Raw genomic sequence first — 22,468 nt, forward strand, 5'->3', positions numbered from 1 at the left:
CGCGACATGATAATCACTGTCGAAGATCGACCTAGCTTGCTCCTAGAGTTGCTCTGGTTACGGGAAGCTTACGAGCTGACACCTCATGGCGACAATCTCCCACCGCTACTGTCAGATACCCCAACACCCCTACGAGATGCCATGATCAGCACCTCTACTCAAGCCGAATGGGAATCTGCCTGGCCACGCATATGGCAGGCTGCTATCCATACAGGTATCGAAAGACCAGGCTGGCGCGAAGAATTCGGAGACAGCGCCTTCGACAACGACTCTTACCGCACATGGTCTCAACGGGGATGGAACGCTTATCTTGCTACCTCGCCGGTGAGAGCCGAAGAAAGTCCAGAACGGCGCGATCTCCCAAACCTAATCCCGGCTTGGCGCGCCGGCCTTCGCAAGATCATTACTATTCCTTGTACGGGTGAGTTCACGCAAAAACTTGGTGAGAACACCTTGCTTATGAACTTCGCAACGCGCAATAACAGCGACAGTTACCGGCAGGCGCTGGACACATTTGCGTGACCAGCAATAACGTGTTTGCACCCGCTACTTGGCAGTTAGTGCTGTCCCGTGAGCCGAACCCTAAACGGACCCACTGGCTAGCATTCAAATGACGCCATATGAGTTCGTGACTACTGGACACTGGTGAACGCCTGACTTTTCTCCTAATGTTGGATAAAGATGTTGTTTCGACATTCATCTAACGTTTCCGAGAAAGGCTCGTCATGAATCCTCTAACACCGCGGCTCGCTCTGGCTGTATTAACCATGTTGGCGCTAAGTGCGTGTTCTCCCAATGCTGATGGGAACCAAACACCTTCGGACACCGGCGCGGCGGTCGAAGCAGCAGTATCAGAAACGTGTGTTGCGGGGTCGGACCCGAAGTGTGTTTTGGTCAAGGGCGAGAATGTTGTACTCCCCTCTGATTTCGAACGAGTCGGAGTCAAAAACGTTTCAGCCGCCGGTGATCAGAGTCCGAATACCGTGGACGTGACGTTCACCAAAGATGGCACAAAGGTCTTCCGTGCCCTCACGGAAAAGGCCGCCCAAACTGGAAGTTCGGAACGTCTGCTCCTGAAGATCGGCGGAGAAGTACAAGCTGTCGTCACGGTAATGCAAGCAATAGATAATGGCCGGGTACAGATTGACTTCTCGCCAGACCACAGCGCTCAGGAAGCTATAGACCTAATTCAGGCAGGTTAGGAAGCGTGGCCGGCGGCCTGCCAAGGCCTTGATATCGGTGGTTTTATCGTCGATTGCGGAACCGTTCGGGTAATCAGGTAAATCACTTCTTTTGACTACAAAATCAGAGCCATCGTCCCGTTAGGGGTCTGTCCGGATTGACATTTTGGACCGTACCGTAAGGAGGTCCGCAAGAGGAACGCTCAATGGGTCATCCCCGCTCATAATCGATTACTGAATCACCGGTGCGAACAAGCCTCTGATCTTTCCAACAATTCTGTAAACACTATTCAAATGGATTTGCGCTGACCGGTTGCTTACGACTGACTAACCACCGGACTAGGCCTGAGGACAAGACTCCAGCCAAAAGCGCCATGAGCAATCGCCACGGGGCGGTTGGCCATTCGACCAGGATCAGGATCAAATTCGTAGAAATAGCAACAACGACCCAAGCCACAAACGAAGCCCAAACCTGAATCGGCGTACGCCGCCAATCCTCGACTCGGAAGATCTCAGCAATAATTCCCATGAGCCAATCCTCCCAGTCCTTATGGCATTTCCAAAACACAAACATATGACATCCGCTAACCTGGTTGGTTACTTAATAGGATCACTCTTGCCTCCGAAATCGAAAGATCGTCCCAAAAGGATCTGCCCGGGCTGATATTTTCACATGTCCCATAAGCCGGTCCTCCACCGGACACGCCAACCGCTGACCTGCTGCTTTGCTAATGGTGACCTATGAAGTGTCCGTATAGGGTGTACGGTGAACTGTCCGGTGAAGGATCCCTATGTGACACACTGATCTACATGTCTAAGATCATGGTCGGTTACGCACGCGTGTCCACGGAGGAGCAAGACCTCACCGCCCAGCGTGATGCCCTGGCATCCCTCGGCGTTGAACCCGAACGCGTCTATGTTGATCATGGCTTTACCGGCAGGAACAAGAATCGCGCAGGACTTCACGAAGCCCTCGCCGCCTGCCGGGCCGGAGATACCTTCGTCGTTACCAAACTCGACCGCCTGGCCCGGTCCGTCCGAGACGCCCACGAGATAGCCGACGACCTCGCCAGACGCGAAATTAGACTCAGCATCGGTGGTTCCGTCCACGACCCCACCGACCCAATGGGCAAACTGCTGTTCAACGTCCTGGCGATGATCGCTGAGTTCGAAGCCGACCTCATCAGCATGCGCACCCGCGAAGGAATGAAGGTTGCCAAGGCCAACGGCCGACTCCGGGGAAAACAGCCAAAACTCACCGTGAAACAAGAAACACACCTCCTCGAACTGCACGATGCCGGCAAACACACCATGACCGAAATGGCAGAACTATTCTCCATCAGCCGATCCACCATCTACCGGGCCGTTGAACGCGACCAACGCAAGAAAACCGGCACAATCACTCCGTGACCTCTTCCTGCCACCACCGAAAGATGACGTGCGGCTCTCATCCGTTGCCCCACACTGCGAAAGCTTTGCGTCGGGCATTTCGCTTTTTCGCGAGCCCTATCCACGCCAGGATCGACACCGGGATGTCGTTAGCGTGAATTTCCGTACCGATCTTCCTCAGACCCCGACTTCAGGGAAAAAGAGTCTGAGGTCGTGCTCTATAAGCTGTCCCTCTACATTTATCCCGCGATGGTCTCGGCAATGCTGGTCAGACCGCTTGTGCAGGCAACCGTGGGCTCGGTGTACCGGGTTCCTTATTACTCAAAAAAGCTGATGGCGATCGGCTTTGCCTTCGGCGTGATCTCGCCTATGGGACATTTGGTGGAGCTATCGAACCGGCAGCTGGACTGGCTCACTGATTTGATTGTCTATCCGGCGATGCTGTTCGTGTTGGCAGGTGTGACATTGGGTTGGATCTCCACCACGCTGCACCGCCATAAAGTCCCCTTCTCCCCTCGTTTACACCACCAAAAGGTCTCCTAAACTCACCAGAACGCCGATGAGAGTTCCCGCCATGACTTGTGTGGGAGTGTGATGGCCGCTGCGGATTCTCGCCCATCCCACCAGAGCGATAATCACTACCGCGATCTGCGCTCCTGCAGGCAAGGCCAGCAGACAGTGCAGGGCTGCGAAGGTGGCCAGCGCCGCGTGGATGGAAAGCTTCCAAGCGAGGTTCACGATCCCGACGATGACCAATCCGGCAAGCATGAAAAGCACTTCGGCAATGATCTGGCCTGGCGCCGAAACCGCCAGCAGCACGGCGATTCCGCCAAGGATTGATATCAGGGTGATCAGCAGGATCGGCCAACGTTGCTGGCGTTGGGTGACGTGCACGTCGGTGACCTGTCCGCGCAGTCTCATCCAGATCAGCGCCGCCCAGGGAATCAGTCCGACGAAGAGCGTGGCCACCAAGGTTGGTGGCCACGCGACGTGGGCATGTCTTAGAGGAGTGCTCAGGAGTACGAGAGTGACTAGTGCAGGCGGTGAAGCAATGTTGCTGATGAATCTGGCGTATTTTTCCACCGCTTGAGCCTAGCAATCTGATCCCTCGGAACGATAATCTCATACGGGAGAGGGCTAGGAGCCCCCTGTGCCACTTTCACTACTGCTTCTCGCACTTCCTCGCAACGTTCCAATCACCTGATATACGCCAAGGCAGAAAGCCAGTGCCAGCACAAGATGAAGGGAAGACTCATTACTGGCCTTTAGCAACCACCCTTCCCATCCCTCAAGTTCTCCAGTAGCTATGCTTTGCATCGGGTTGCCTCGTTCAATAAACGCATAGCTGTACACGACAAGGGCCACGCTTGTGGAAAAGAAACCTATGGTCAAGGCAAGCTGATTGCTCGTCGGCAGACGCCGAGGCGCGTACCAAACAGCATAAGCCGCAAGCAGCCCAACCCCCATTACAGCAACTATCTGTAAGTACGGAACACTTGGATCTTGCACACCTACAAGTTCATTATTTAGGTTTAGAACCGCCCCTCCGCGCAACCCTATTGCTTGAGCGGTCAACACCCCAAGAGTGAGGACATAAATCAACGCTATCGCCACACCTGAAACAACAAATTTCACAGTCTTGGCGTAATTTTTAATCAACATCAGATCACTCCCTTTATTCCTAGGCGTCCTGATCTCATTTCACCCAGCAATCAAGCTTCGCGTCTCCACCGATTCCATGAAATGACCAGTAGCACTCACTTGACGCGTTTTCTTTCGCAACATGAACGATGTTGTTTATCAGCCCTGCCTCGGAAGTATTGGCGCTAACTACACGATAGCCAGGATGGGAGTAGTAAGTCTTGATCGTGTGCGTTCCGATGCCTAGCTGAACCGTGGAACTCCCGCCATACACCACTGCCCTGGGACCAGAATGCCTTCGAACGTTTTCTGGTGTACTAATGTTCTTTGCGTATTGGAAAGAAGCCGCATGGGCGGAAGTTACAGAAATCGACACTGCCACAAAGGCCATGATGGCGACTACAATTATGGCCAACCACCGCTTAGCTGACAATTCGATCGGCATCATTTGCCCTCACTGCTAGGACCATACTCGAGTGGAGTGAACTGGAAACTCTCACCGGATGAACGTTCGATTGTCTCGCCGGACAATTTGTCACTTGCTGCTGTATCGACAACAAGCAGGTCACTTTCTAGTTTTTTGGTCGCCTGACTAGACAACTTCACATCGCGATAGGCTCCGGTCTCGGCAATTTGCTCAGGACTAATATCCGATGGGAGTAAGTACGCTTCAATGATGTCCTCGGGAACTTCATACGATTGCCCAGTTGCCATGCCTATGCCTGATCTATGGAACCTCGGAAAATCCGCGCATGAAGAGGATGTTGACCAGCTGGTGTGGATCACAAGACACACATTGGATGGTTCGTCCTGCGCTACCCAATAGCTCGCTTTATCGTCTTCACCGAGGAACCGTGTCGAATCAGGATTCAAACCTCCTAACTCATCCAACACATCAAGGGGCAAACCTCTGTCTAATTCAGCCTGCGGCTCCGCCAACGCTGGGACTAGATCTTGGACCGCCATGTACGACTGGTCCGCTGCTGACACTGGCGCTGCTACTGCGACAAGGGCTAGAGCCATGACTCCCAACGCAGAAAATGCTTCTATCCTTCGCATTGCTCTCTCCTAACTTAGTACTTCACTTTGCAAGTTATCCTCAGTTGCCCAATATCTCCGGGCCTGTGAGGGAAATTCCAGAAGCACCTCTGATGCACGTCATATGCTCTTGTGAAGATCTGATTGATGGATGCTGCGGTGGTAAAACTTATTAGCTCATATGGAGCAGGTCGGTAGGTTTCTTGCGACACAGAAGCTGATGCTCCGTCCGCGCTAAAAGGCTGCAAGTTCACTACGGCACCGTTTATTGATGCTCTATACCCACTGCTTCGAGTTTGTAATTTCGATATCAGGGTGTCGTTTGCGTATGTGTATTGAGCCCCTGAGCGGATCCAGTGGCAATTGCTACCAGAACCGTGGCGACTAATGCCGTTAGAACTGCAGCCACTAGTGCTGTTCTAACTCTTTTTGGGAGTGCCCAATGCATCCTTGACCACCTTCGATAATTTGTCGTTTTGGGAATACCCTTTCCTTTTTCTGAAGATTCCCTGGCAGTCACGCTAGCATCTACAACATTTAAATCAAGGGTTGTATATAAAAACGAGATGCTGTACATGGTTTGAGAAATTATTAGACCACCCATAGGAAACCAAAGCCACGATCTCCAACCTTGGCGTCATCAGTAGTAAAATAGTCCTGGATACTGACCCTTCTATGCTTTCTGTCAATCCTTAGGCAGGGATTTTCACACTTTGTTCTTTAAGGAATGCCACGGGATTTATAATTTTCTTGCCGAGCCACACCTCAAAGTGGAGGTGATACCCGGTGGAGTTGCCATTGGTTCCGACTTTGCCAATGCGCTCCCCTGCTTCCATTTCGTCTCCGACGTTGGTGAGCACACCATTTTCGAACATATGCACGTAGAGTGTGCTGACCCGTTGCCCACCGATTTGTCCGTGGTCGATCTGAATCTGGCATGGGGATCGGCCAACCACCAGGTTGGAGCAGCTAGCCCGGATAACCTGGCCATCGGCTGCAGCATAGATCGGCGTGTCTTTCGGTGAGCTGAAGTCTTCACCTGCGTGCGGCCATTGACCCCGATTTTCACCATAGTTGTATTGGATTCTTGAAATGTTCTCCACGGGGAAGACCCATCCGGAATCGCTGGTGGGCCCATCATAGGGGTCGCCCGAGTCTGGTTTTCTGGTGTCGCCTCCGTCCTTGCATTGCGCGTAGGATTCGTCGTCTTCAGAGACTTCCACGGTGGCACCTTGCAGCGCGGCGTAGAGCAGTTCCGCGTCGGCACGCTGGCGCGCATAATTATCAGGCAGTCCCGACACTTGGACTTTTTCCGCGGCCAGCTCGTAAGGCAGCGATTCCCAGTCGGGCACCTTCTTCAGACGGCTGAAAAACGTGCCGGCTGCATAGGAAGGGTCCATGATCTGCTCAACGGTGCCCCATCCTGCACTCGGCCGTTGCTGCATGAGACTTAGCGCATCCCACGCGTGCCCGACTCCTTCATGAGGAAGATCCAGGGACTTCACCACAGTTTGACGTGCCTGTGCCCATTCGGGTTTCGTCATGATGCGGGAGCCTTCCTGGTACTCCCAGGACCCGTCGTTGGCGAGTATTTTCAGGGAGCTTTCTTGGATGGCGGTCATCAGGCCAATGATCGCGCCTTGCTGTTTGACTCCCGCTGTTTTTGCTTCGTTGATGATGATCGCAGCGTTGGTCAGTTGCTGTTTGTTGTAGGATCCAACGTCGGTGGTGGGCAGGTTTTTGACGTTGACTTCTTTCGGCACAGCCCCCTCTGGTGAACAGTCAGTTTCAATGTCGGCCTCGCTGCGGGGGCTGTCACCGAGGATAATAATTCCGCCAAAGACCAGCCCGAAGATCAGCACAGTAATCAAGCCCAAGACACCGAGGATTCCAGGGCGCTTCACGAAGGATCGCTCGTAATTTTCTCGACAATCCACTGTCCGTCTGCGCGGCTGAGCAGAAATTTCAACGAGTCAGCGTTTGTCTGCACGCTCACGGTGGCGATGGCCGGCGAGGAACCTTGAACCGGTTCTTGAACCTTCGCCACTTTCGTTGCCGTGATGTTGATGTTAGAGGTCTGTTGGAAAGTCTTCCGCGCGTTCTCTGAGAGGTAAGGCGCCAGTCCTTTGAACCACACGGCCTGCGAGAGATCCGGGCGGATTCTGACGGTCACGCGTGGGAGGAAAAAGCCGATCAGCGGACCGACGCAGAGAGCAATCACGACGGTGCCAACGCCAACCATGCCGCCCATGAACCACCCTGCAACCGCAACAGTGATTTCGATAGCCGTTCTGACCTTCCAGACCGGCTGACCCGAAATGCGCATCAAGCCCGTCATCAGTCCGTCTCGAGGGCCGGATCCAAACTGCGCGCCAAGATAGAGGGCGTCGAAGAAACTGTAGAGGATGATGCCGGTCGCGAAGTAGACGATCTGCATGGTGAGATTATCCGGAACGGGAAGTACGAGACCCATTGCGTCGGCAGCGAATCCAACGATGAAGACGTTCAGGAAAGTTCCCAGCCCCGGAAGCTCCTTGATTGGTATCCAAGCAAGCAACACCAGTACCGCAATGATATTGGTTGCCCACCCGAACGAGATGCTGAACGTATTTGCTACTCCTTCAGCTAAGACATTCCAGCTTGCTGCGCCTAGTCCGGACTGCACAAGGAGCATTACTGAAGCGCCATAGCCGGCCAGCCCCAAGAGCAGTTGCGGAATTCTGCGCAGCTTCCTGCCAGCTGAGAACTGCTGAAATGCATTCATCCGTACAAGGGTGGCAGGATTGTCACTTGCACTTTTCTTCTTCACAAAAACTACTTTCGATTAAAAACACTGCTCTAGCGGGGCTGAGAATTGAACCACCGTGGTTTGTCGGCTGAATCAGTGTGAGCGAGGAGCGTTGCAGTCCAAATCGCGGAGATCTGATCATTCCGAACTCACTACACCGACTGACTAACCATCGCTGACCTGATGTTATGCCCAAGTGGTTCGCATGACAAAACGTTAGGCCATACGTGGATAGACAGGTTTCAGGGTTCAGAGGGTCTGTGCGGCCCTCTCGCCGCCGAGTATCCGCGCATACCAGCACGTGCTCGCAGGCGGCGCTCCGGAGCGCCTCACAGGCCACTAAGCGGGTTGGCTGCCTCGTATGCGCGTGGTTCCAGTACTGCGGGCCTGGGGAAGCGGTCCAATGCTTGGGCGAGACGCTTCACGACAGCCGATGTGCTCAATGATCAGTTGGGAACGCCGCCACGTTCAACTGAATGCCCGGAGATGGTGGAGCTGCCCGCGAGGAAAGCCGGTTGCGGGGGAGCAGAGCGCAGCAATGCGCTGTTAAACCTAGAAGAGGGACACACCAACTGGTGTGCCCCTCTTCTTGTGACTAATGCGAGTCGAGCTTACTTCTCGATCGAGTCTTGCTTTTCACCCTCAACCTCATGGTGGCCGTGGGCTGCGTGTGCAGCTTCAAGCTCCGCTGGGGTAACTGGGGCAACACGATCTTCGAAGAAGAACTTCGAGATCGCCGCACGGCGCTTCTCCGAACCGGAGACGTGCCCTGCTGCATCCGGCTGTGCCGGAATGTACTTGTTGTCGTTGAAGTTGGTGAGGAGGTAACGCTTGTACACGTCGACTTCCTCGTGCTTCTCCGAGAAGCCACCCTCAGGGGACATCTGGATAATGCCAGCTTCACGACCGTGCAGTACGATCTCACGATCCTTGCGCTGCAGCGACAAGCAGATACGACGCGTCAACCAGAAGGCGAAGATTGGGCCCAGGAAGAACAGCGTACGCAACCAGTAGGTGACGTCATTCAGCGATATGTGGAAGTGAGTTGCGATCAAGTCAGACGAGGCAGCTGCCCACATCACGCAGTAGAAGACCACGCCAGCGGCACCCACCGCGGTACGGAATGGAGCGTTGCGCGGGCGGTCCAACAGGTGGTGCTCGCGGTTGTCCTTGGTGATCCAACGTTCGATCCATGGCCAGGCGAACATCACTGCGAACAGTGCGCCGGCAGGAACCAATGCAGGAAGCAGAACACTCAAGATCAAAGTGTTGTCGCCCCAAGGGAATGGAATAACCCATTCCAAGCTGAAGTTACCGAGGTAACCAGGCATCAAACGCAAGGCGCCATCGACGAAGCCGATGTACCAGTCGGGCTGGGTACCAGCAGAAACCGGCGATGGGTCATACGGACCGTAGTTCCAGACCGGGTTGATCTGGAAGAGCGCCGAAATGAATGCCACGATACCGAAGACGATGAAGAAGAAGCCACCGGCCTTCGCTGCGTATACCGGACCAACTGGGAAGCCAACAACGTTGTCGTTGGTGCGGCCTGGGCCAGGATACTGGGTGTGCTTGTGGGTCACAACCATGAACAGGTGGATCACCAGGAGCAAGATGATCACCGCAGGCACGATCATGATGTGCAGCGAGTACAAGCGGGGAATGACGTGCAAGCCCGGGAACTCTCCACCGAAGAAGAACATCGACAGGTAGGTACCAACGATAGGCAGTGCCTTCATCACACCATCGATAATGCGCAGACCGTTGCCGGAAAGCAGATCATCTGGGAGGGAGTAGCCGGTGAAACCAGCTGCAAGACCCATGATCAGCAGCACGCCGCCGACAACCCAGTTCAATTCACGTGGGCGACGGAAGGCGCCGGTGAAGAATACGCGCAGCATGTGCACGGACAGGGAAGCTACGAAGAGCAGTGCGGACCAGTGGTGAACCTGGCGCATGAACAAGCCGCCGCGAACATCAAAGGAGATGTCCAGGGTGGAAGCCATGGCGGTCGACATTCCAATGCCCTTCAGCGGCACGTACGAACCGTTGTAGGTCACGTGCGTCATCGAAGGATCGAAGAAGAAGGTTAGGAACGTGCCGGAGAGCAGCAACAGTACGAAGGTGTACAGCGCCACTTCACCAAACATGAAGGACCAGTGGTCAGGGAAGATCTTGCGACCGAATTCCTTGACCATGCCCGAAGCGCCAACGCGGGAATCGACGAAGTTCGCGATCCGTCCGGTAGCGGTCGAGGGGGTGTATTCATTAGGCGATGCCATGATTAACCACGCTCCCAGTAGCTTGGGCCTACAGGTTCGTGGAAATCGCTCTGGGCTACCAGGTAGCCGTCAGCGTCCACGGTAATAGGCAACTGCGGAAGTGCGTGTCCAGCCGGACCGAAGACTACCTTGCACTCGTTGGCAAGGTCGAAGGTCGACTGGTGGCAGGGGCACAGCAGGTGATGGGTGTGCTGCTCGTACAATGCGATCGGGCAACCCACGTGGGTGCAGATCTTCGAGTAGGCAACAATGCCATCTACATGCCAGTCTTCGCGGCCCTCGGAGATGTTCATCTCCTGCGGGTCCATGCGCATGAGCAGCACAACGGCCTTGGCCTTTTCGTTGAGCATGTTCTCTGCTTCTTCCAGACCCTCAGGGATCACGTGGAAAGCGGAGCCAAGCTGCACGTCCGAGGCCTTGATCGGGGTACCCGATGGATCGCGAGTCAGACGAACGCCGGTGTCCCACAGAGTGTGACGCATGGAATCGATCATCTCGTGCGCGGTCTTACCGGTACGGTCCAGGTCGCGGAACATGAAGATTGCGGGGATCGGAGCCAAGGCAATGGCACCGATCAAGGTGTTGCGGATCAGCGGACGGCGCTTGATACCACTCTCATCGATGACCGTGTCGATGATATCGACTGCATCCTGGCGATCTGCTTCGGAGCTGATCTCGTGACGTGATTCAACGAGTTCGTGGTCCGGCATCAGAGTCTTGGCCCAGTGAACAATACCTACACCGATACCGAGCATCGCGAATGCGGTGCCCAGGCCCAGTGCAGCGTTCTGCACACGCAGTTCAGCGAAGGTCATTTCACCCAGGTGGCCCAGGACGAAGTAAGCCACGAAGAAGAACAGCGTGCCAATGATGGAGATGGTAAATAGCAGCGCAACTTGGCGCTCGTGTCGCTTGGCTGCGCGCGGATCGCGATCTGCGAGACGCGGACGATGTGGGGGGAGTCCTGGATCGGCAAACCGGTCCTGAGCTACATCGTCAGCCTTAGCAACGGTGCCCGATTCTTCGGGACTGCCGTGACTATGGTCGCCCATGTTTCTCTCTCATCCTTCTGTTAGGAATATATGTACGTAGTGATGTTTGCGGTTTTCACCGCGAAAGCCTTAGGAAGGACGCGAGGTCAACCAAATGGTGAAGGCGATAATGATGCCCAAACCGGCGGTCCATACGAAGAGGCCTTCAGCCACTGGACCCAGGGATCCAAGCGCAGCGCCACCGGCAGAGCCATTAGCTTCGATGGTCTTCAGGAAGGTGACAACGTCACGCTTCTCGTCCGGGGTGATGTTCGAGTCGTTGAACACTGGCATGTTCTGCGGACCGGTAGCCATCGCTTCGTAAATGTGCTTCTCTGAGACGCCGGCCAGCGTCGGTGCGAACTTGCCGCGGGTCAACGCGCCACCTGCGGCAGCAGCGTTGTGGCACATTGCGCAGTTCACGCGGAATACGGTGCCACCGTGGGCTGCGTCGCCCTTGGTGGTGTCCAAATATTCTTCGTCCGGAATAGCTGGACCTGCGCCTAGGCTCGCAACATAGGCCGACATCTGCGAGATCTGGTCTTCGTCAAACTGAACTGGCTTAACCTGGGCCTGCGGGCCCTGCATCTGCATTGGCATACGGCCGGTGCCTACCTGGAAGTCAACCGCTGCGGCGCCGACGCCGATCAGCGAGGGGCCTTCCTCGGAGCCTTCGGCGTTCATGCCGTGGCAGGTGGCGCAGTTGGCTACGAAAAGCTTCTGGCCTTCCTCTACATCGGCTGCCGATGCAGAAGTGGTTTCCGCTGCCTTCGCTTCGCTTACGCTACCGGCTGCAGTGTAGAGACTGCCGGTGACCAGCAATCCGAACAACAGCAGGGCCACAGCGGCGAGCGGGTGGCGGCGCTTTTTCGAAAGAGCCTTCACTTGCTGGTTCCTCACTTAGTTTCTTGGTGTGGTGTTGCCATACTTCTGTGGAGGCAACCGATGGATATTAGTTGCCTACTGCAAGAAGTAGATGATCGCAAAGAGCGCGATCCACACAACGTCAACGAAGTGCCAGTAGTAAGACACAACGATGGCGCCGGTCGCTTCAAAGTGACCAAACTTCTTAGCTAGCATTCCTCGACCAATAATTAGCAAGAATGCTATTAGGCCGCCGAGCACGTGAATGCCGTGGAAGCCAGTGGTGATGTAGAACGAGGAAGCGTACGAGTTCGAGTTCAGCGCTACGCCTTCGCTAACCAGCACGGCGTATTCGTAAGCCTGAACAGAGACGAAGATCGCGCCGAGAATGAAGGTCAGGATGAACCATTCGATCATTCCCCATTCCTTGAACTTGAAAAGTCCACCGGAACGGCGAGGCTTGAATTCTTCGGCTTTGAAAACGCCAATCTGGCACGAGAACGAGCTGGACACCAGAATCAAGGTGTTAATCAGCGCGAACGGTACGTTCAGCTTTGAAGTTTCGGTCGCCCAAAGCTCGGGCGCGGCAGCCCGGAGGCTGAAGTACATGGCGAAGAGGGCGGCGAAGAACATGAGCTCGCTGGAGAGCCACACCATCGTTCCCACCGACACCATGTTTGGGCGGTTCGGCGCATGTGGCGCCGTCGTATTTGGGGCATGAGTCGCAGTTGTCACACTGTCATTATGTCTCTAAACAGGCCTCAGATACCAATGCAAACCATGGTTGAATGAGGTTTTCTACGACACACTTAGAGAACAACCGCGGAAACACGCGGAAGTAGCCGAGAAACTCTTTCTACAATTCGTAGAGCTTGATCCGGCGCGCCGCACGAAACAATCGTTTATGAAACACAAACATGCCCTAATTAGGGGCATTTTCGGCGATAAGTTCGATGTCTTGCGGCACATCACGCAACGACACGAAGTAGCAGCGGGGGAGCAGCATCGATAGGCTTACATACGTGTCAACGAGCCTTGCAAACGAAAAGTTCCCAACGTGGCCAGATCTTTTGGCTTCCCTGATTAGCGGCGAGCACCTAAGCCGCGAACAAGCGGCCTGGGCGATGAACGAAATCATGACCGGAGAAGCTAGCGATGTCCAGATCGCCGGCTTCCTTGTTGCGCTCCGCGCCAAGGGGGAGACCGTGGCGGAATTGACCGGTCTGGTCGACTCCATGGTGGCCAACGCGCGCGAGCTGACCATCGATGCACAAACGCTAGACATTGTTGGCACCGGTGGCGATCGCCAGAACACGGTGAACATCTCGACCATGTCTACCTTGGTGTGCGCCGGCGCCGGGGTGAAGATCGTAAAGCACGGCAATCGCGCTTCCTCTTCCTCTTCGGGTTCTGCTGATGTGCTCGAGGCGCTCGACGTGCATCTCGACGTGCCGATCGAACGCCTGGTAGACGTTTATGACGAGGTGGGCATCGCATTCTGCTTTGCCAATATTTTCCACCCTTCGATGCGCCATGTTGCTGGTGCGCGTCGCGGGCTGCGGGTGCCTACCGCCTTCAACTTCATGGGACCGCTGACCAACCCGGCGCTTCCCAGCGCTTCGGCCATCGGCTGCTCGGACTTGCGCATGGCACCGATCATGGCAGGCGTTCTCGCCAGCCGAGGGGTGCGCGGATTGGTCTTCCGCGGCGATGATGGCCTGGATGAGCTCACCACCACCGCCCCCAATATGGTGTGGGAGGTACGCGAGGGCAAGGTGGAAGAGTTCGCTTTTGACGCACGAGACCTCGGCATTGCGCGCGCGACGCTGGATGACCTGCGCGGGGCAGATGCCGCCTATAACGCGGGAGTGGTCCGCGATATCGTCTCCGGTGCAACCGGTCCGGTGCGAGATGCCGTGGTGCTGAACTCCGCGGCGGGCATGGTCGCCTTTGCGCAGGATGCCCAGGGTAGTTTTCCGGACCGGATGCGCGCGGCGATGCTCCGCGCGGAGCATTCCATCGATTCGGGTGCCGCTGCGAAGGCATTGAATACCTGGTCGGCAATAACTTCCAGGATCGTCGGAAAGTAGCAATTTCGTACAAAAAAAGGAGCTTGTCCCGGATGCCTAGCAATCCGGGACAAGCTCCCTTTCTTGTGTCAACAGATTCCTAGTCGTCTAGACCCAGCGAGAAGGCCGCTTCTAGATCGTGTGCCGAGTAGGCACGGAAGGCAATATGCGTCTGGGTCTGGCGGATGCCCGGGATCTTCGACAGTCGATTGGCAATAACCTCGGCCAAGTCCTCGTGCTTGTGGACGCGTGCCACAGCGATGAGATCCCAGTCGCCGGCGACGGAATACACCTCGCTAATTCCTTCGATTTCCGAGATCTGCTTCGCCGACTCAGGAATACTGTCGGTTGCCGTCTGAATCATGACGAATGCGGTAACCATGAAAACCTCTCAACGTTAGAAAATTCCCCGCTTTTGGGGATTGCTTCATAAAATAACTCTAGTGCACTGCGCAGAGGACTCCCACGTGTGAGTCGAGGTATAACCAGGCATTAAACAATCTTTAACTTTTGTAAAAAACAATACAAGGGATTAGGATTGTAGACATGATCGTATTAACTATCGACCAGCGTCGTTCGCGTCAAGGCGAGGACAAGGTTGAAGCGCTAATAGAGCAGGCCAACTCCACGGTCTCGCACATTAGGCCGTTCCAGCGCACGGCGGGCGATGAGGTCCAGGCCGTCTTCGATGACGCAATGGAAGCAATCCATCTCGCCGTCATGATGGCCGCTTCGGGAGATTGGAGCGTTGGCCTGGGTTTTGGCCAAGTAGAGCTCCCACTGCCCAAAGAAACCCGTGCCGGCAGGGGACCGGCGTTCGTATTCGCCAGAGATGCGGTGGAACGAGCCAAGAATACGAACGCACACGTAGCCGTCGAAGGACCCACGGAAGAAGCGACTCGACTGGAAGCAGAACTCCAGCTCACCGCTTGCATCATTTCCAAGCGACGCGCTACGGCCTGGGAAGCCGGAACGCTAGCCGATCAAGGGCTGACCCAACAACAAATTGCGGCGCGCCTGGGCATCACTCAGCAGGCGGTCTCATCTAGGCTTTCAGCAGCACTATGGTTCGAAGCGAACCGCATGATGGAGGAAGCCAACAAGTCTTTGTCCAAGCAACTGCGACAGATAGGGGAGTGAGTATGCTTTGGGTTGCCTGGTCCGTACTTGTATTTGCCGTAGTGATCGCGGTGGCCGCCAGCTTCCTCGGCGGGGCGCAGGGCGCTAGGGCGAAGTTCCGCAACGTACTCACGGTCATTGCGGCAACGGCTGCCGTAGTGACTTTAATCCTGGGACTTGCCGCCCGGCTCGACGAAGGCCCGGTTGCCGTTCCCGAAGTGTTGATCATTGCGGTCAGTGTGCTTTTTGCCGTGAGTTTCGGCGGACCACTCACCGAATTAATTTTCCAGTTGGCTTCACGCCAGGACCAGGTGGAAGAAAGCCCAAAGTCCGATCCCTCGCCACTGCGTGGAGGCTTGTGGATCGGACTGCTGGAGCGTTCTGCGGTGGTTGCGACGCTCTGGGCACATTGGCCGGAAGGCATCGCGGTCGTACTTGCGGTTAAGGGCCTCGGCCGCTTTTCCGAACTGAAAAACCATCAGGCAGCCGAGCAGTTCATCTTGGGAACGTTTTCAAGTTGCCTAGTCGCCGCCGCTGGCTATGGCCTAGGCATGCTACTTCTTCACTGAGCGACGAGCCACGAGCTTGCAGACGAGACGTCGCCCCATCAAGAAGAGGCCAAGCACCAGAACCGTCACGATGATAAACGGCAGGGCGGCTGTCGAATTCATCGCCACCCGCAAGGCAAGTCCAAGAGCCACGGTGCCGAGCCAGACGAGAACACCGGTTGGCCATAGTCGGTTGATGGTCACCCACGGCCGGGAAATCAACGTCATGATCAGGTAGGCGATCAGGAATGGCAGGGCCGTGAACAATATTCCACTGATTGACAGCGCGTGCTCATGTTCACGGCGCCCCAGAATCGCAAAAAGGACAATGAGCACTACATCGACGCCGGCCCACAACGGCCATTTGCGAATATTTTCAGACATGATTCCATCTTAGGCAATGGCCCGAACGGATTCTGTTCCGATCTGCATCGAGCCCAGTCGCCTTCGCCACAAAAGCACCTCGCTGCTGGCGGGCTCCGCAGATCGTTAGACTGAGAGGCATGAGAAGCTGGCCTGGTGAAGTCTGGATGGAACGACACCAGATTATTCTCTATTTAGCTGCGATACTCGGCGGCTGCCTGCTCGGACTGTGGTTGCCCGCAGGCAAACCAGTTCTGGAATTCACGATCAACCCACTGATTGGGCTCTTGCTTTATGCCACGTTCTTAGCCTTGCCGCTAGGGAAACTCGGCGATGCGTTCAAAGACCTGAAGTTTCTCGGTGCGCTGGTACTCGTGAACTTCCTTTTGGTTCCCGTCGTTGTCTTTGGCCTATCTCGCTTCGTGCAAAACGATCAGGCACTCTTGGTTGGTGTCCTGCTGGTGCTCTTGGCTCCCTGCGTGGACTATGTCATTGTGTTCACGAACATTGCTGGGGGAGCGGGCCATCGGCTGCTGGCCGCAACACCGTTGCTGATGATTTTGCAGATGCTGTTGATACCAGCGTTTATCTTCCTGATAATGGGCCCACAGGCAGTGGAACTGTTCGCGCCGGGAAAATTTCTTGGCGCCTTTCTGGGGCTCATCGTTCTCCCTCTGGTTGCGGCAACGCTGACCAGGTTTATAGCCCAACGAGCTCCCCAAGCCGGTACCGTCATCTCGGCCGCCCAGTGGCTAATGTTGCCTCTCATGATTGCGACTCTTGCCGCGGTCGTAGGATCGCAGATCGCCCTCGTAGCGAATGAACTGCAGCAGGTGATTCGTGTCTTGCCGATATTTGCGGCTTTCGCGATCATCATGGCTGCCGTCGGAACGCTTGTCGCCAAATTATCGACTTCCGATATTGCTGCGGGCCGCGCATTGATTTTCAGCGGAATCACCCGAAACTCGTTGGTAGTTTTGCCCTTGGCTCTGGCATTGCCGGCACAATACGATCTGGCACCCACGGTTGTGGTCACCCAGACGCTGGTAGAACTGCTGTGCATGCTGATACTCATGCGTTTGGTTCCGAAAATTCTCCGGGAGCCAAATCCCGTCCGGAATTAGGCGAGCATTCGACACCACGTCGGCCGAATTCGGCTCAACGCGCAGACCCGTCGACGATCTGCTCCAGGACCAGCACACCGTTGCTGAGGCCATCTTCGGCTCGAATAGCCGCGCCTAGACCCACAGCACGGAGCGCGTAGGAATCCGTGCGGACAAGCTCGCCGAGACGATCGTTCAGGCCGGCAGCCAGGTTCCTGGCCGGTAGCGGAGCGGGGCCGACACCGAGCGCGTGCAAACGCGCGCCCCAGAACGGCTGGTCTCCAAGGAACGGCACGACCAGTGTTGGTCGCCCCGCCCGCAGCCCGGCCGCTGTCGAGCCGGCACCGCCGTGGTGCACGACCGCCGAGACGCGCGGGAAGAGCCATTGGTGGGGAGCGCCCTCCAGGACTAGAACATCGTCCGTCCCGGACTCGCGCGCGGTGATCCCGCCCCACCCGGTCGCAACGATCCCGCGCAAACCGTTAATCTGCAACGCGGACAAAATCGCCTGCAGGCGCTCGTTTGCTCCCTTGCCGAAGCCCATGGAACCGAACCCGACATACACCGGAGGGGCTCCGTTGGCGAGAAAGTCCGCCAGCTGTGCCGGTGGCTCCCAATTGGAATCATCATCTTGATCCAGGAACCAGTATCCGGTGACGTGGGCGGAGGATGGGTAGTCGCGGGGGATTGGCAGCACGTGTTTGCTATATGGGTACAGGACGTGGACCGGGCTCCCGTCGGGATTCTTGAGCGGGTCCGCGAGGCGAGCAATGCGGCCCAGTCCGACCTCGCGCCGGAAATCATTGATCATGCCGCCGTACATGAGCCCTGCCATCCGCCTGAACTCATAGGTCGCGCGGTTGCCCCACGCACCGAAGGAGGCACCGCCAACGAATGGGATTGCATGCGCACGCGTCGGGGTGAAAAACGGAAGCGGGAGGGAAAGCACGCCGGGCACGCCCAGCACCTGCGCGATGTGCTGCCCGGCCTAGCACTTGGGGTGGTACACAACGATGTCCGGGCGCGAGGACTGCGCCGCAGCCCAGCACTCCGCGTTCAATTCGCGCATCGCGGAGGTCATGATTCCGAGCGTCTTCAACGCATCGCGCGGACCACGCAGCTCGGGCAGAACCTCGCGGAGCAGACGCAACATCTCGGAACCGCAGGGGTAGTGCGTGATGCTTCCGCCCCCGCTGTCCGGCACCAGATCTGCGAACCCCTCGGGGACTGCAAGGTCAACGTCGTGCCCGGAACGTGCCAGTTCACCAGCCAGAGCGGCATGGGGTTGGATATCGCCGCGGGTACCGAACGACATGATCAAGACGCGCATGGCTTGTTCCCTCTCGACGGTCCACTTGGCGACCAGGATTCCCGGCACACCGCCAATGCTACTCCTGCCGGAATTGCCAGGGACCGCCGTGAAATCCGGAAAACAACGCGTGTGCAACCGGTCCTGGTACGGCGTAGCTGAACAGATCCTGCCAGGAGGGAGCGATTCGCTGCGGAAGGCGGATCATTGGTGCGGGAGTTGAAGAAGCTGCGGTTGCTTATGAACTTCCGCGCAGGGTGGCGGCGCCTTGCGTTCGAGGGGTGCCGGGGCCTAGAAGTTCGCACCCCGTTCAGGAGGAAAGCACGTCTGGACTTGGGATAGGCGTTCGCCTTGCGCATCAAGCAGAGAGGGCCATTCCTCTCAGAATGCCTTGTTCTGTCACGTTGCGAACTCTTGTCCGGCCTTGGTGCCACCATCGACCAGGATATCGACCCCGGTCAGGTAGCCGGGTGCTTCACTGGCGCAGAACGCGAAAACAGTCGTGACATCCTCGGGCTTGCCGAATCGCTTGATGGCTGCCGTCTTGATGAGGTTGCCGGCCCCGTGGTCGACGCTGGGTCAGGTAAGTAAACTCGCGCCGAAACCTTGGACAGTCTGGCCGACTTTTCCATGGCCTCTCGCGAGGTACTAGCCGCGTCCGCCCGGAGGGCCAAGGACCAGCATGGTGGAGAAAATCGCGACTACCGCAAGCAACAGGATCGCTCCGGTCAGGACCGGACGGCCCACCATCCAACGCATCGCTACATCGGTCCATTTCCTGTCATCAGGATGGTCGCTTGCGGTTGTACGCCATGCGCCGACGAGCTTTCCCTTGTTCTCCAGCCACCTATCAAAGGGGATAGTGAGGTACGGAATGATCGAGGTAGCCGCGGCGCCGACGATGAGACGTTTGCTCCAACGCTGGTTCATGCCTACTAGAACCGACATGACAACGTAGGACAGGAAGACAAACCCATGAATAAAACCGGCAATGGAAACGGGCCAATCGCCAACCTTTATCCCGTATTTTAAGATCATTGCGATGATGAGCATAGTCCAGGTGACGGCTTCGGCTCTGGCAACGGTGCGATAGAGGGCGCTTGGAGACATGGGCTGATTTCAGTCCTTGAGTGGTGGGGGAGAACAACATTGAGATTATCTCTGCCTATAGACTATCGGCTCAAACTAGGTGCGCTTAATTCGCTCGTTCCGTTCAGCCTGACTCCGCGTGAGCTAGTGCATTTTGCTTCCTCAGAAACGGGACCCGCTATCGGTATGCTGCGTCGTAGAACCGATGTTATTTAGGAATCGATCGTCGCATTCATGAAACCGATTCTCTCGCCGTCCGAAGAGGATGCTGTGCCCTTCGTGATCTGCACGTCGCATGCTGACCCAAATCGCGTGGTCGATTTCCAAGATCAACGTCGCTGCCGCAATGGAGGGAACAGGAAGCGCGAGGTGCCGTGCAGGCTTCACTTTGGGCGCTCTCGATTTATCGGCGGGTCGTTTCAATCCGTCCACGTCGGGTAGCTCAACAGTCGACAGCCCTAATTTTGAACACGCCAATTGGGACAACTTCCGCCATAAAAACGATGCGTGCAGCGGTTTATGGGAGCAGACGTCGGAGGCCTCAGAGGTGCGAGGAAAAGAACTCGACTGCCTCGGCGGCAACATGCTCGCGCACGCCGGTGGGATCGGCCCGGTCGCCGAGAAATATGTAGTGGCCAATATCGGCACCGAGACTCTCGCCGGAAGCCTGAGGGATTAGTTCCTGGTAGAGCAGCGCGTTGTTCTCTGGAAGCATGTTTTCGTCGGCGTCGCCCCAGCGGATCAACACGGGGGCTGAAATTTGCGTTAGGGATTGGGGGAGCAGGAGCCTGCCGAGTGCTGGGGCAAGGAGCATTCCGGCCCGCACGCGCGGGTCGGTCAACGAGCGGGCACCCATCTCTGCCAATGAGGTCAGCTCCGCATCGGCATACTTGCTTCGCAAGGTCTTCATCAATTCAGGGAATTCGGGCACCTCGGGCGCGGGAATCAGTCCGAGGAACGCCGCACTCATGATTTCGGCATCAATTCGCCCGCCGAGCAACGCGGCGACGGTGTAACCGCCGAAGGAGAATCCGGCCGCACCGATGCGGTCAGCGTCTATGCGATGCTCGGCTTCGAGGTGGTCAAGCAAGAGGCTGATGTCCAGTGCTCGCTCCCAACCGAAAGAGAAACCTTCAGCCAGGTATTCGTCGTTGTAGCTGTTGCCCGGATGATCGACGGATGCGACGAGAAATCCCATGCGGTTCAGGGGTTTAGCCAGCCAGTCGAGATCCTCTCCGGCGCCTCCTGTGCCGTGTGAAAGGACGACAACGGGCGCGGGTGCTGGGCCTTTCGCCGGCCAGATGCGCGCAGGCACCAGGCGAGGCTCCGCCGGCCGCGACCAACTTGGGCGTGAGCGATCTCGAAGCTGCGTGGACTCGATGGTCATGTCCACAGCCTAATCCACCCGGTACAGGCGCATAAGGCAAGACGAACGCTAAGTGGTTAACGCTGGGGCCACCGAAACATTGCGCATGTTCAGCGCCTCGAAGGAGCGGAATTCATCCCGGAAAGTCATCCGTCGCGCAGAATCTACTCTGCCTCGGAAACCCCATTTGTATAGGCCTAGTTAGCATGGACGCATGGCATACACGTTTCAGGTGACATTTGATTGTCGTGACCTCGAAGTCATGACGCAATTCTGGGCGATTGCTCTCGAGTATCAGGAAGAGCAACCGCCCCTTGGACACACGAGCTGGGCAGAATGGGCCGCCGCGCAGGGAATTCCGCGGGATCAATGGCGCGGCGCGCTCGTGGACCCAAACGGTTATGGACCGAGACTCTTCTTTCAGCCAGTACCCGAACGAAAGACCGCGAAAAACCGCGTCCATCTCGACGTCACTGTAACTCGTCCCGAAGATACCCCAGCCGAACGCAGCGAACGCAGAGAAACCCACGTTGCACGGTGCGTTGCGGCTGGGGCCTGCGTGCTGTCTCGGGCCCAGGCGTTTATTGTCATGGCGGATCCAGAGGGTAACGAATTCTGCATCCAATGATGCCGGCTAAGGAAAGTCCGAATGCCACGGGAACACCACCATGGGGAGTGCCAGATTTCCACTACTTTACATAATGTAGATTATCGGCTCAATGTCCAAAGGTTGGGTAGTGGTGGTAACTGGCTACTTAGTACAGGATTGATTCGGAGAATGCGCCGCCGTCATTTGGCGCCTTTAGACGGCCGACTCGTCTTCATTGCTGATGCGAAGTCGGTATTCAGCGAAGTCCAATGTCTGCCCGATGAATTTCTTGAGTCTCTCGTCTTGCATCGAATAGATGACATGCCGACCAGATTTGCGCGTCTGCAGCACTCCGGTGGTTCGAAGCCTCGTCAGCAGCTGGCCAGCAACTGTTGGACTGACTCCAACGAATTGCGAAAGCTCCGACAGGGAATGCTCTGCCTTGGTCAGCGCCCAGAGCATTTGCAGCCTGGCTGGATCCGACAAGGTTTTGAGGATCGTCATGGACATGTCGAGCAGATCATTGGATATGATGTCTTCGCGTGCTGGCAACCCAGCGTATTCACTGGTCATGATCCCCACTCCTCGACTAGGCGCTCGGCCGGAGTTTGTGATGCCAATAACACGCCGCACAAAGAGGCCTCGGTGCAACCATTATGGTCACGAGAACGAATAAAGCGATAGCTTGGTCATGACTTT

26 protein-coding genes are annotated in these 22,468 nt (G+C 56.3%); 9 read left to right on the top strand and 17 right to left on the bottom strand.

Translation table 11 applies throughout. From position 1 onward, the window contains the following. Positions 1-141: 141 nt before the first annotated feature. The 4 genes from CQ015_RS18630 to CQ015_RS00820 all read left to right on the top strand — a co-directional run bounded on the left by CQ015_RS18630 (position 142) and on the right by CQ015_RS00820 (position 3,113). Positions 142-522 (top strand): hypothetical protein, encoded by a 381-nt coding sequence (locus tag CQ015_RS18630; protein ID WP_141393431.1) that lies wholly within the window; start codon positions 142-144, stop codon positions 520-522. A 203-nt stretch (positions 523-725) separates the two neighbouring features. Continuing rightward, positions 726-1,202, top strand: a complete 477-nt coding sequence (locus CQ015_RS00805; protein ID WP_141393430.1) for a hypothetical protein — start codon at positions 726-728, stop codon at positions 1,200-1,202. 789 nt (positions 1,203-1,991) lie between these two features. Then, positions 1,992-2,591: a recombinase family protein gene (locus tag CQ015_RS00815; RefSeq protein WP_096253684.1), complete on the top strand. Its 600-nt coding sequence runs from the start codon at positions 1,992-1,994 to the stop codon at positions 2,589-2,591. Positions 2,592-2,783: 192 nt separating this feature from the next. Continuing rightward, complete coding sequence (locus tag CQ015_RS00820; RefSeq protein WP_096284499.1) at positions 2,784-3,113, top strand: hypothetical protein; 330 nt, start codon at positions 2,784-2,786, stop codon at positions 3,111-3,113. On the opposite strand, the gene CQ015_RS00825 is transcribed toward CQ015_RS00820, so the two are convergent. The 9 genes from CQ015_RS00825 to CQ015_RS00865 all read right to left on the bottom strand — a co-directional run bounded on the left by CQ015_RS00825 (position 3,090) and on the right by CQ015_RS00865 (position 12,949). Continuing rightward, on the bottom strand, positions 3,090-3,653 hold the full coding sequence (locus CQ015_RS00825; RefSeq protein WP_141393495.1) for a phosphatase PAP2 family protein: 564 nt from the start codon (positions 3,651-3,653) through the stop codon (positions 3,090-3,092). The genes CQ015_RS00820 and CQ015_RS00825 overlap by 24 nt on opposite strands. 54 nt (positions 3,654-3,707) lie before the next feature. After that, positions 3,708-4,232 carry a hypothetical protein gene (locus CQ015_RS00830; protein ID WP_096284495.1) on the bottom strand — a complete coding sequence of 175 codons (525 nt, stop codon included), beginning with the start codon at positions 4,230-4,232 and terminating at the stop codon, positions 3,708-3,710. 423 nt (positions 4,233-4,655) lie between these two features. After that, positions 4,656-5,270: a hypothetical protein gene (locus CQ015_RS00835; protein WP_096284493.1), complete on the bottom strand. Its 615-nt coding sequence runs from the start codon at positions 5,268-5,270 to the stop codon at positions 4,656-4,658. Positions 5,271-5,941: 671 nt separating this feature from the next. After that, the gene (locus tag CQ015_RS00840; RefSeq protein ID WP_146112399.1) at positions 5,942-7,126 is read right to left on the bottom strand and encodes a M23 family metallopeptidase; all 1,185 of its coding nucleotides are present in this window, start codon (positions 7,124-7,126) and stop codon (positions 5,942-5,944) included. A gap of 23 nt (positions 7,127-7,149) precedes the next feature. Next, the gene (locus CQ015_RS00845) at positions 7,150-8,058 is read right to left on the bottom strand and encodes a YitT family protein (RefSeq protein ID WP_219843893.1); all 909 of its coding nucleotides are present in this window, start codon (positions 8,056-8,058) and stop codon (positions 7,150-7,152) included. A 590-nt stretch (positions 8,059-8,648) separates the two neighbouring features. Further along, positions 8,649-10,319, bottom strand: coding sequence for a ubiquinol-cytochrome c reductase cytochrome b subunit (locus CQ015_RS00850; protein WP_096284489.1), 1,671 nt, complete (start codon positions 10,317-10,319; stop codon positions 8,649-8,651). Positions 10,320-10,321: 2 nt separating this feature from the next. Then, positions 10,322-11,371: a ubiquinol-cytochrome c reductase iron-sulfur subunit gene (locus CQ015_RS00855; protein WP_096284487.1), complete on the bottom strand. Its 1,050-nt coding sequence runs from the start codon at positions 11,369-11,371 to the stop codon at positions 10,322-10,324. 69 nt (positions 11,372-11,440) lie between these two features. Continuing rightward, positions 11,441-12,235, bottom strand: coding sequence for a c-type cytochrome (locus CQ015_RS00860; protein WP_096284485.1), 795 nt, complete (start codon positions 12,233-12,235; stop codon positions 11,441-11,443). A gap of 75 nt (positions 12,236-12,310) precedes the next feature. Continuing rightward, on the bottom strand, positions 12,311-12,949 hold the full coding sequence (locus CQ015_RS00865) for a heme-copper oxidase subunit III (RefSeq protein ID WP_181150320.1): 639 nt from the start codon (positions 12,947-12,949) through the stop codon (positions 12,311-12,313). A 287-nt stretch (positions 12,950-13,236) separates the two neighbouring features. Here CQ015_RS00865 and trpD point away from each other — a divergent pair, with 287 nt between their 5' ends. Then, positions 13,237-14,304: an anthranilate phosphoribosyltransferase gene (gene trpD / locus CQ015_RS00875; RefSeq protein WP_105649123.1), complete on the top strand. Its 1,068-nt coding sequence runs from the start codon at positions 13,237-13,239 to the stop codon at positions 14,302-14,304. Between the two features lie 79 nt (positions 14,305-14,383). Here trpD and CQ015_RS00880 read toward each other — a convergent pair whose 3' ends face one another. Continuing rightward, the gene (locus CQ015_RS00880) at positions 14,384-14,665 is read right to left on the bottom strand and encodes an Lrp/AsnC family transcriptional regulator (protein WP_096284479.1); all 282 of its coding nucleotides are present in this window, start codon (positions 14,663-14,665) and stop codon (positions 14,384-14,386) included. Positions 14,666-14,829: 164 nt separating this feature from the next. Between CQ015_RS00880 and CQ015_RS00885 the strand changes: the two genes are divergently transcribed. Then, positions 14,830-15,423, top strand: a complete 594-nt coding sequence (locus CQ015_RS00885; protein ID WP_105649124.1) for a sigma factor-like helix-turn-helix DNA-binding protein — start codon at positions 14,830-14,832, stop codon at positions 15,421-15,423. 2 nt (positions 15,424-15,425) lie between these two features. After that, the gene (locus CQ015_RS00890) at positions 15,426-15,971 is read left to right on the top strand and encodes a hypothetical protein (protein WP_105649125.1); all 546 of its coding nucleotides are present in this window, start codon (positions 15,426-15,428) and stop codon (positions 15,969-15,971) included. Here the strand turns inward: CQ015_RS00890 and CQ015_RS00895 are convergent. Continuing rightward, positions 15,957-16,334 carry a DUF3054 domain-containing protein gene (locus CQ015_RS00895; RefSeq protein WP_105649126.1) on the bottom strand — a complete coding sequence of 126 codons (378 nt, stop codon included), beginning with the start codon at positions 16,332-16,334 and terminating at the stop codon, positions 15,957-15,959. The two genes, CQ015_RS00890 and CQ015_RS00895, sit on opposite strands and share 15 nt — an antisense overlap. 119 nt (positions 16,335-16,453) lie before the next feature. Between CQ015_RS00895 and CQ015_RS00900 the strand changes: the two genes are divergently transcribed. Next, entirely contained in the window at positions 16,454-17,437 is a 984-nt protein-coding gene (locus tag CQ015_RS00900) for a bile acid:sodium symporter (protein WP_105649127.1), read from the top strand. A gap of 34 nt (positions 17,438-17,471) precedes the next feature. Here CQ015_RS00900 and CQ015_RS00905 read toward each other — a convergent pair whose 3' ends face one another. From CQ015_RS00905 to CQ015_RS00920, 5 genes are all read right to left on the bottom strand, one after another. After that, the gene (locus tag CQ015_RS00905) at positions 17,472-18,365 is read right to left on the bottom strand and encodes a glycosyltransferase (protein ID WP_146113987.1); all 894 of its coding nucleotides are present in this window, start codon (positions 18,363-18,365) and stop codon (positions 17,472-17,474) included. 39 nt (positions 18,366-18,404) lie between these two features. Further along, positions 18,405-18,794, bottom strand: coding sequence for a glycosyltransferase (locus CQ015_RS00910; RefSeq protein WP_105649129.1), 390 nt, complete (start codon positions 18,792-18,794; stop codon positions 18,405-18,407). 330 nt (positions 18,795-19,124) lie between these two features. Continuing rightward, entirely contained in the window at positions 19,125-19,274 is a 150-nt protein-coding gene (locus CQ015_RS19540; RefSeq protein WP_146114003.1) for an SDR family oxidoreductase, read from the bottom strand. Between the two features lie 99 nt (positions 19,275-19,373). Further along, positions 19,374-19,835, bottom strand: coding sequence for a DUF3817 domain-containing protein (locus tag CQ015_RS00915; RefSeq protein WP_105649130.1), 462 nt, complete (start codon positions 19,833-19,835; stop codon positions 19,374-19,376). A gap of 520 nt (positions 19,836-20,355) precedes the next feature. Continuing rightward, positions 20,356-21,201: a serine aminopeptidase domain-containing protein gene (locus CQ015_RS00920; protein ID WP_105649131.1), complete on the bottom strand. Its 846-nt coding sequence runs from the start codon at positions 21,199-21,201 to the stop codon at positions 20,356-20,358. Between the two features lie 193 nt (positions 21,202-21,394). Between CQ015_RS00920 and CQ015_RS00925 the strand changes: the two genes are divergently transcribed. Beyond that, a complete protein-coding gene (locus CQ015_RS00925; RefSeq protein WP_105649132.1) occupies positions 21,395-21,808 on the top strand; it encodes a VOC family protein in 414 nt (137 codons plus the stop codon). Positions 21,809-21,982: 174 nt separating this feature from the next. Here the strand turns inward: CQ015_RS00925 and CQ015_RS00930 are convergent, their stop codons facing one another. Then, a complete protein-coding gene (locus tag CQ015_RS00930) occupies positions 21,983-22,342 on the bottom strand; it encodes a helix-turn-helix transcriptional regulator (protein ID WP_105649133.1) in 360 nt (119 codons plus the stop codon). Between the last annotated feature and the right edge of the window lie 126 nt (positions 22,343-22,468).

Origin of the sequence: Arthrobacter sp. MYb221, from assembly GCF_002979835.1 — a bacterium.
GTDB lineage: Bacteria > Actinomycetota > Actinomycetes > Actinomycetales > Micrococcaceae > Glutamicibacter.

What these genes read in the sequence shown, in the direction of transcription:
- CQ015_RS18630 (WP_141393431.1), top strand. Translation starts at nt 142, where the DNA reads ATGATCAGCACCTCTACTCAAGCCGAATGGGAATCTGCCTGGCCACGC.
- CQ015_RS00805 (WP_141393430.1), top strand. Translation starts at nt 726, where the DNA reads ATGAATCCTCTAACACCGCGGCTCGCTCTGGCTGTATTAACCATGTTG.
- CQ015_RS00815 (WP_096253684.1), top strand. Translation starts at nt 1,992, where the DNA reads ATGTCTAAGATCATGGTCGGTTACGCACGCGTGTCCACGGAGGAGCAA.
- CQ015_RS00830 (WP_096284495.1), bottom strand. Translation starts at nt 4,232, where the DNA reads ATGTTGATTAAAAATTACGCCAAGACTGTGAAATTTGTTGTTTCAGGT.
- CQ015_RS00835 (WP_096284493.1), bottom strand. Translation starts at nt 5,270, where the DNA reads ATGCGAAGGATAGAAGCATTTTCTGCGTTGGGAGTCATGGCTCTAGCC.
- CQ015_RS00850 (WP_096284489.1), bottom strand. Translation starts at nt 10,319, where the DNA reads ATGGCATCGCCTAATGAATACACCCCCTCGACCGCTACCGGACGGATC.
- CQ015_RS00855 (WP_096284487.1), bottom strand. Translation starts at nt 11,371, where the DNA reads ATGGGCGACCATAGTCACGGCAGTCCCGAAGAATCGGGCACCGTTGCT.
- CQ015_RS00880 (WP_096284479.1), bottom strand. Translation starts at nt 14,665, where the DNA reads ATGGTTACCGCATTCGTCATGATTCAGACGGCAACCGACAGTATTCCT.
- CQ015_RS00885 (WP_105649124.1), top strand. Translation starts at nt 14,830, where the DNA reads ATGATCGTATTAACTATCGACCAGCGTCGTTCGCGTCAAGGCGAGGAC.
- CQ015_RS00890 (WP_105649125.1), top strand. Translation starts at nt 15,426, where the DNA reads ATGCTTTGGGTTGCCTGGTCCGTACTTGTATTTGCCGTAGTGATCGCG.
- CQ015_RS00895 (WP_105649126.1), bottom strand. Translation starts at nt 16,334, where the DNA reads ATGTCTGAAAATATTCGCAAATGGCCGTTGTGGGCCGGCGTCGATGTA.
- CQ015_RS00900 (WP_105649127.1), top strand. Translation starts at nt 16,454, where the DNA reads ATGAGAAGCTGGCCTGGTGAAGTCTGGATGGAACGACACCAGATTATT.
- CQ015_RS00915 (WP_105649130.1), bottom strand. Translation starts at nt 19,835, where the DNA reads ATGTCTCCAAGCGCCCTCTATCGCACCGTTGCCAGAGCCGAAGCCGTC.
- CQ015_RS00920 (WP_105649131.1), bottom strand. Translation starts at nt 21,201, where the DNA reads ATGACCATCGAGTCCACGCAGCTTCGAGATCGCTCACGCCCAAGTTGG.
- CQ015_RS00925 (WP_105649132.1), top strand. Translation starts at nt 21,395, where the DNA reads ATGGCATACACGTTTCAGGTGACATTTGATTGTCGTGACCTCGAAGTC.
- CQ015_RS00930 (WP_105649133.1), bottom strand. Translation starts at nt 22,342, where the DNA reads ATGACCAGTGAATACGCTGGGTTGCCAGCACGCGAAGACATCATATCC.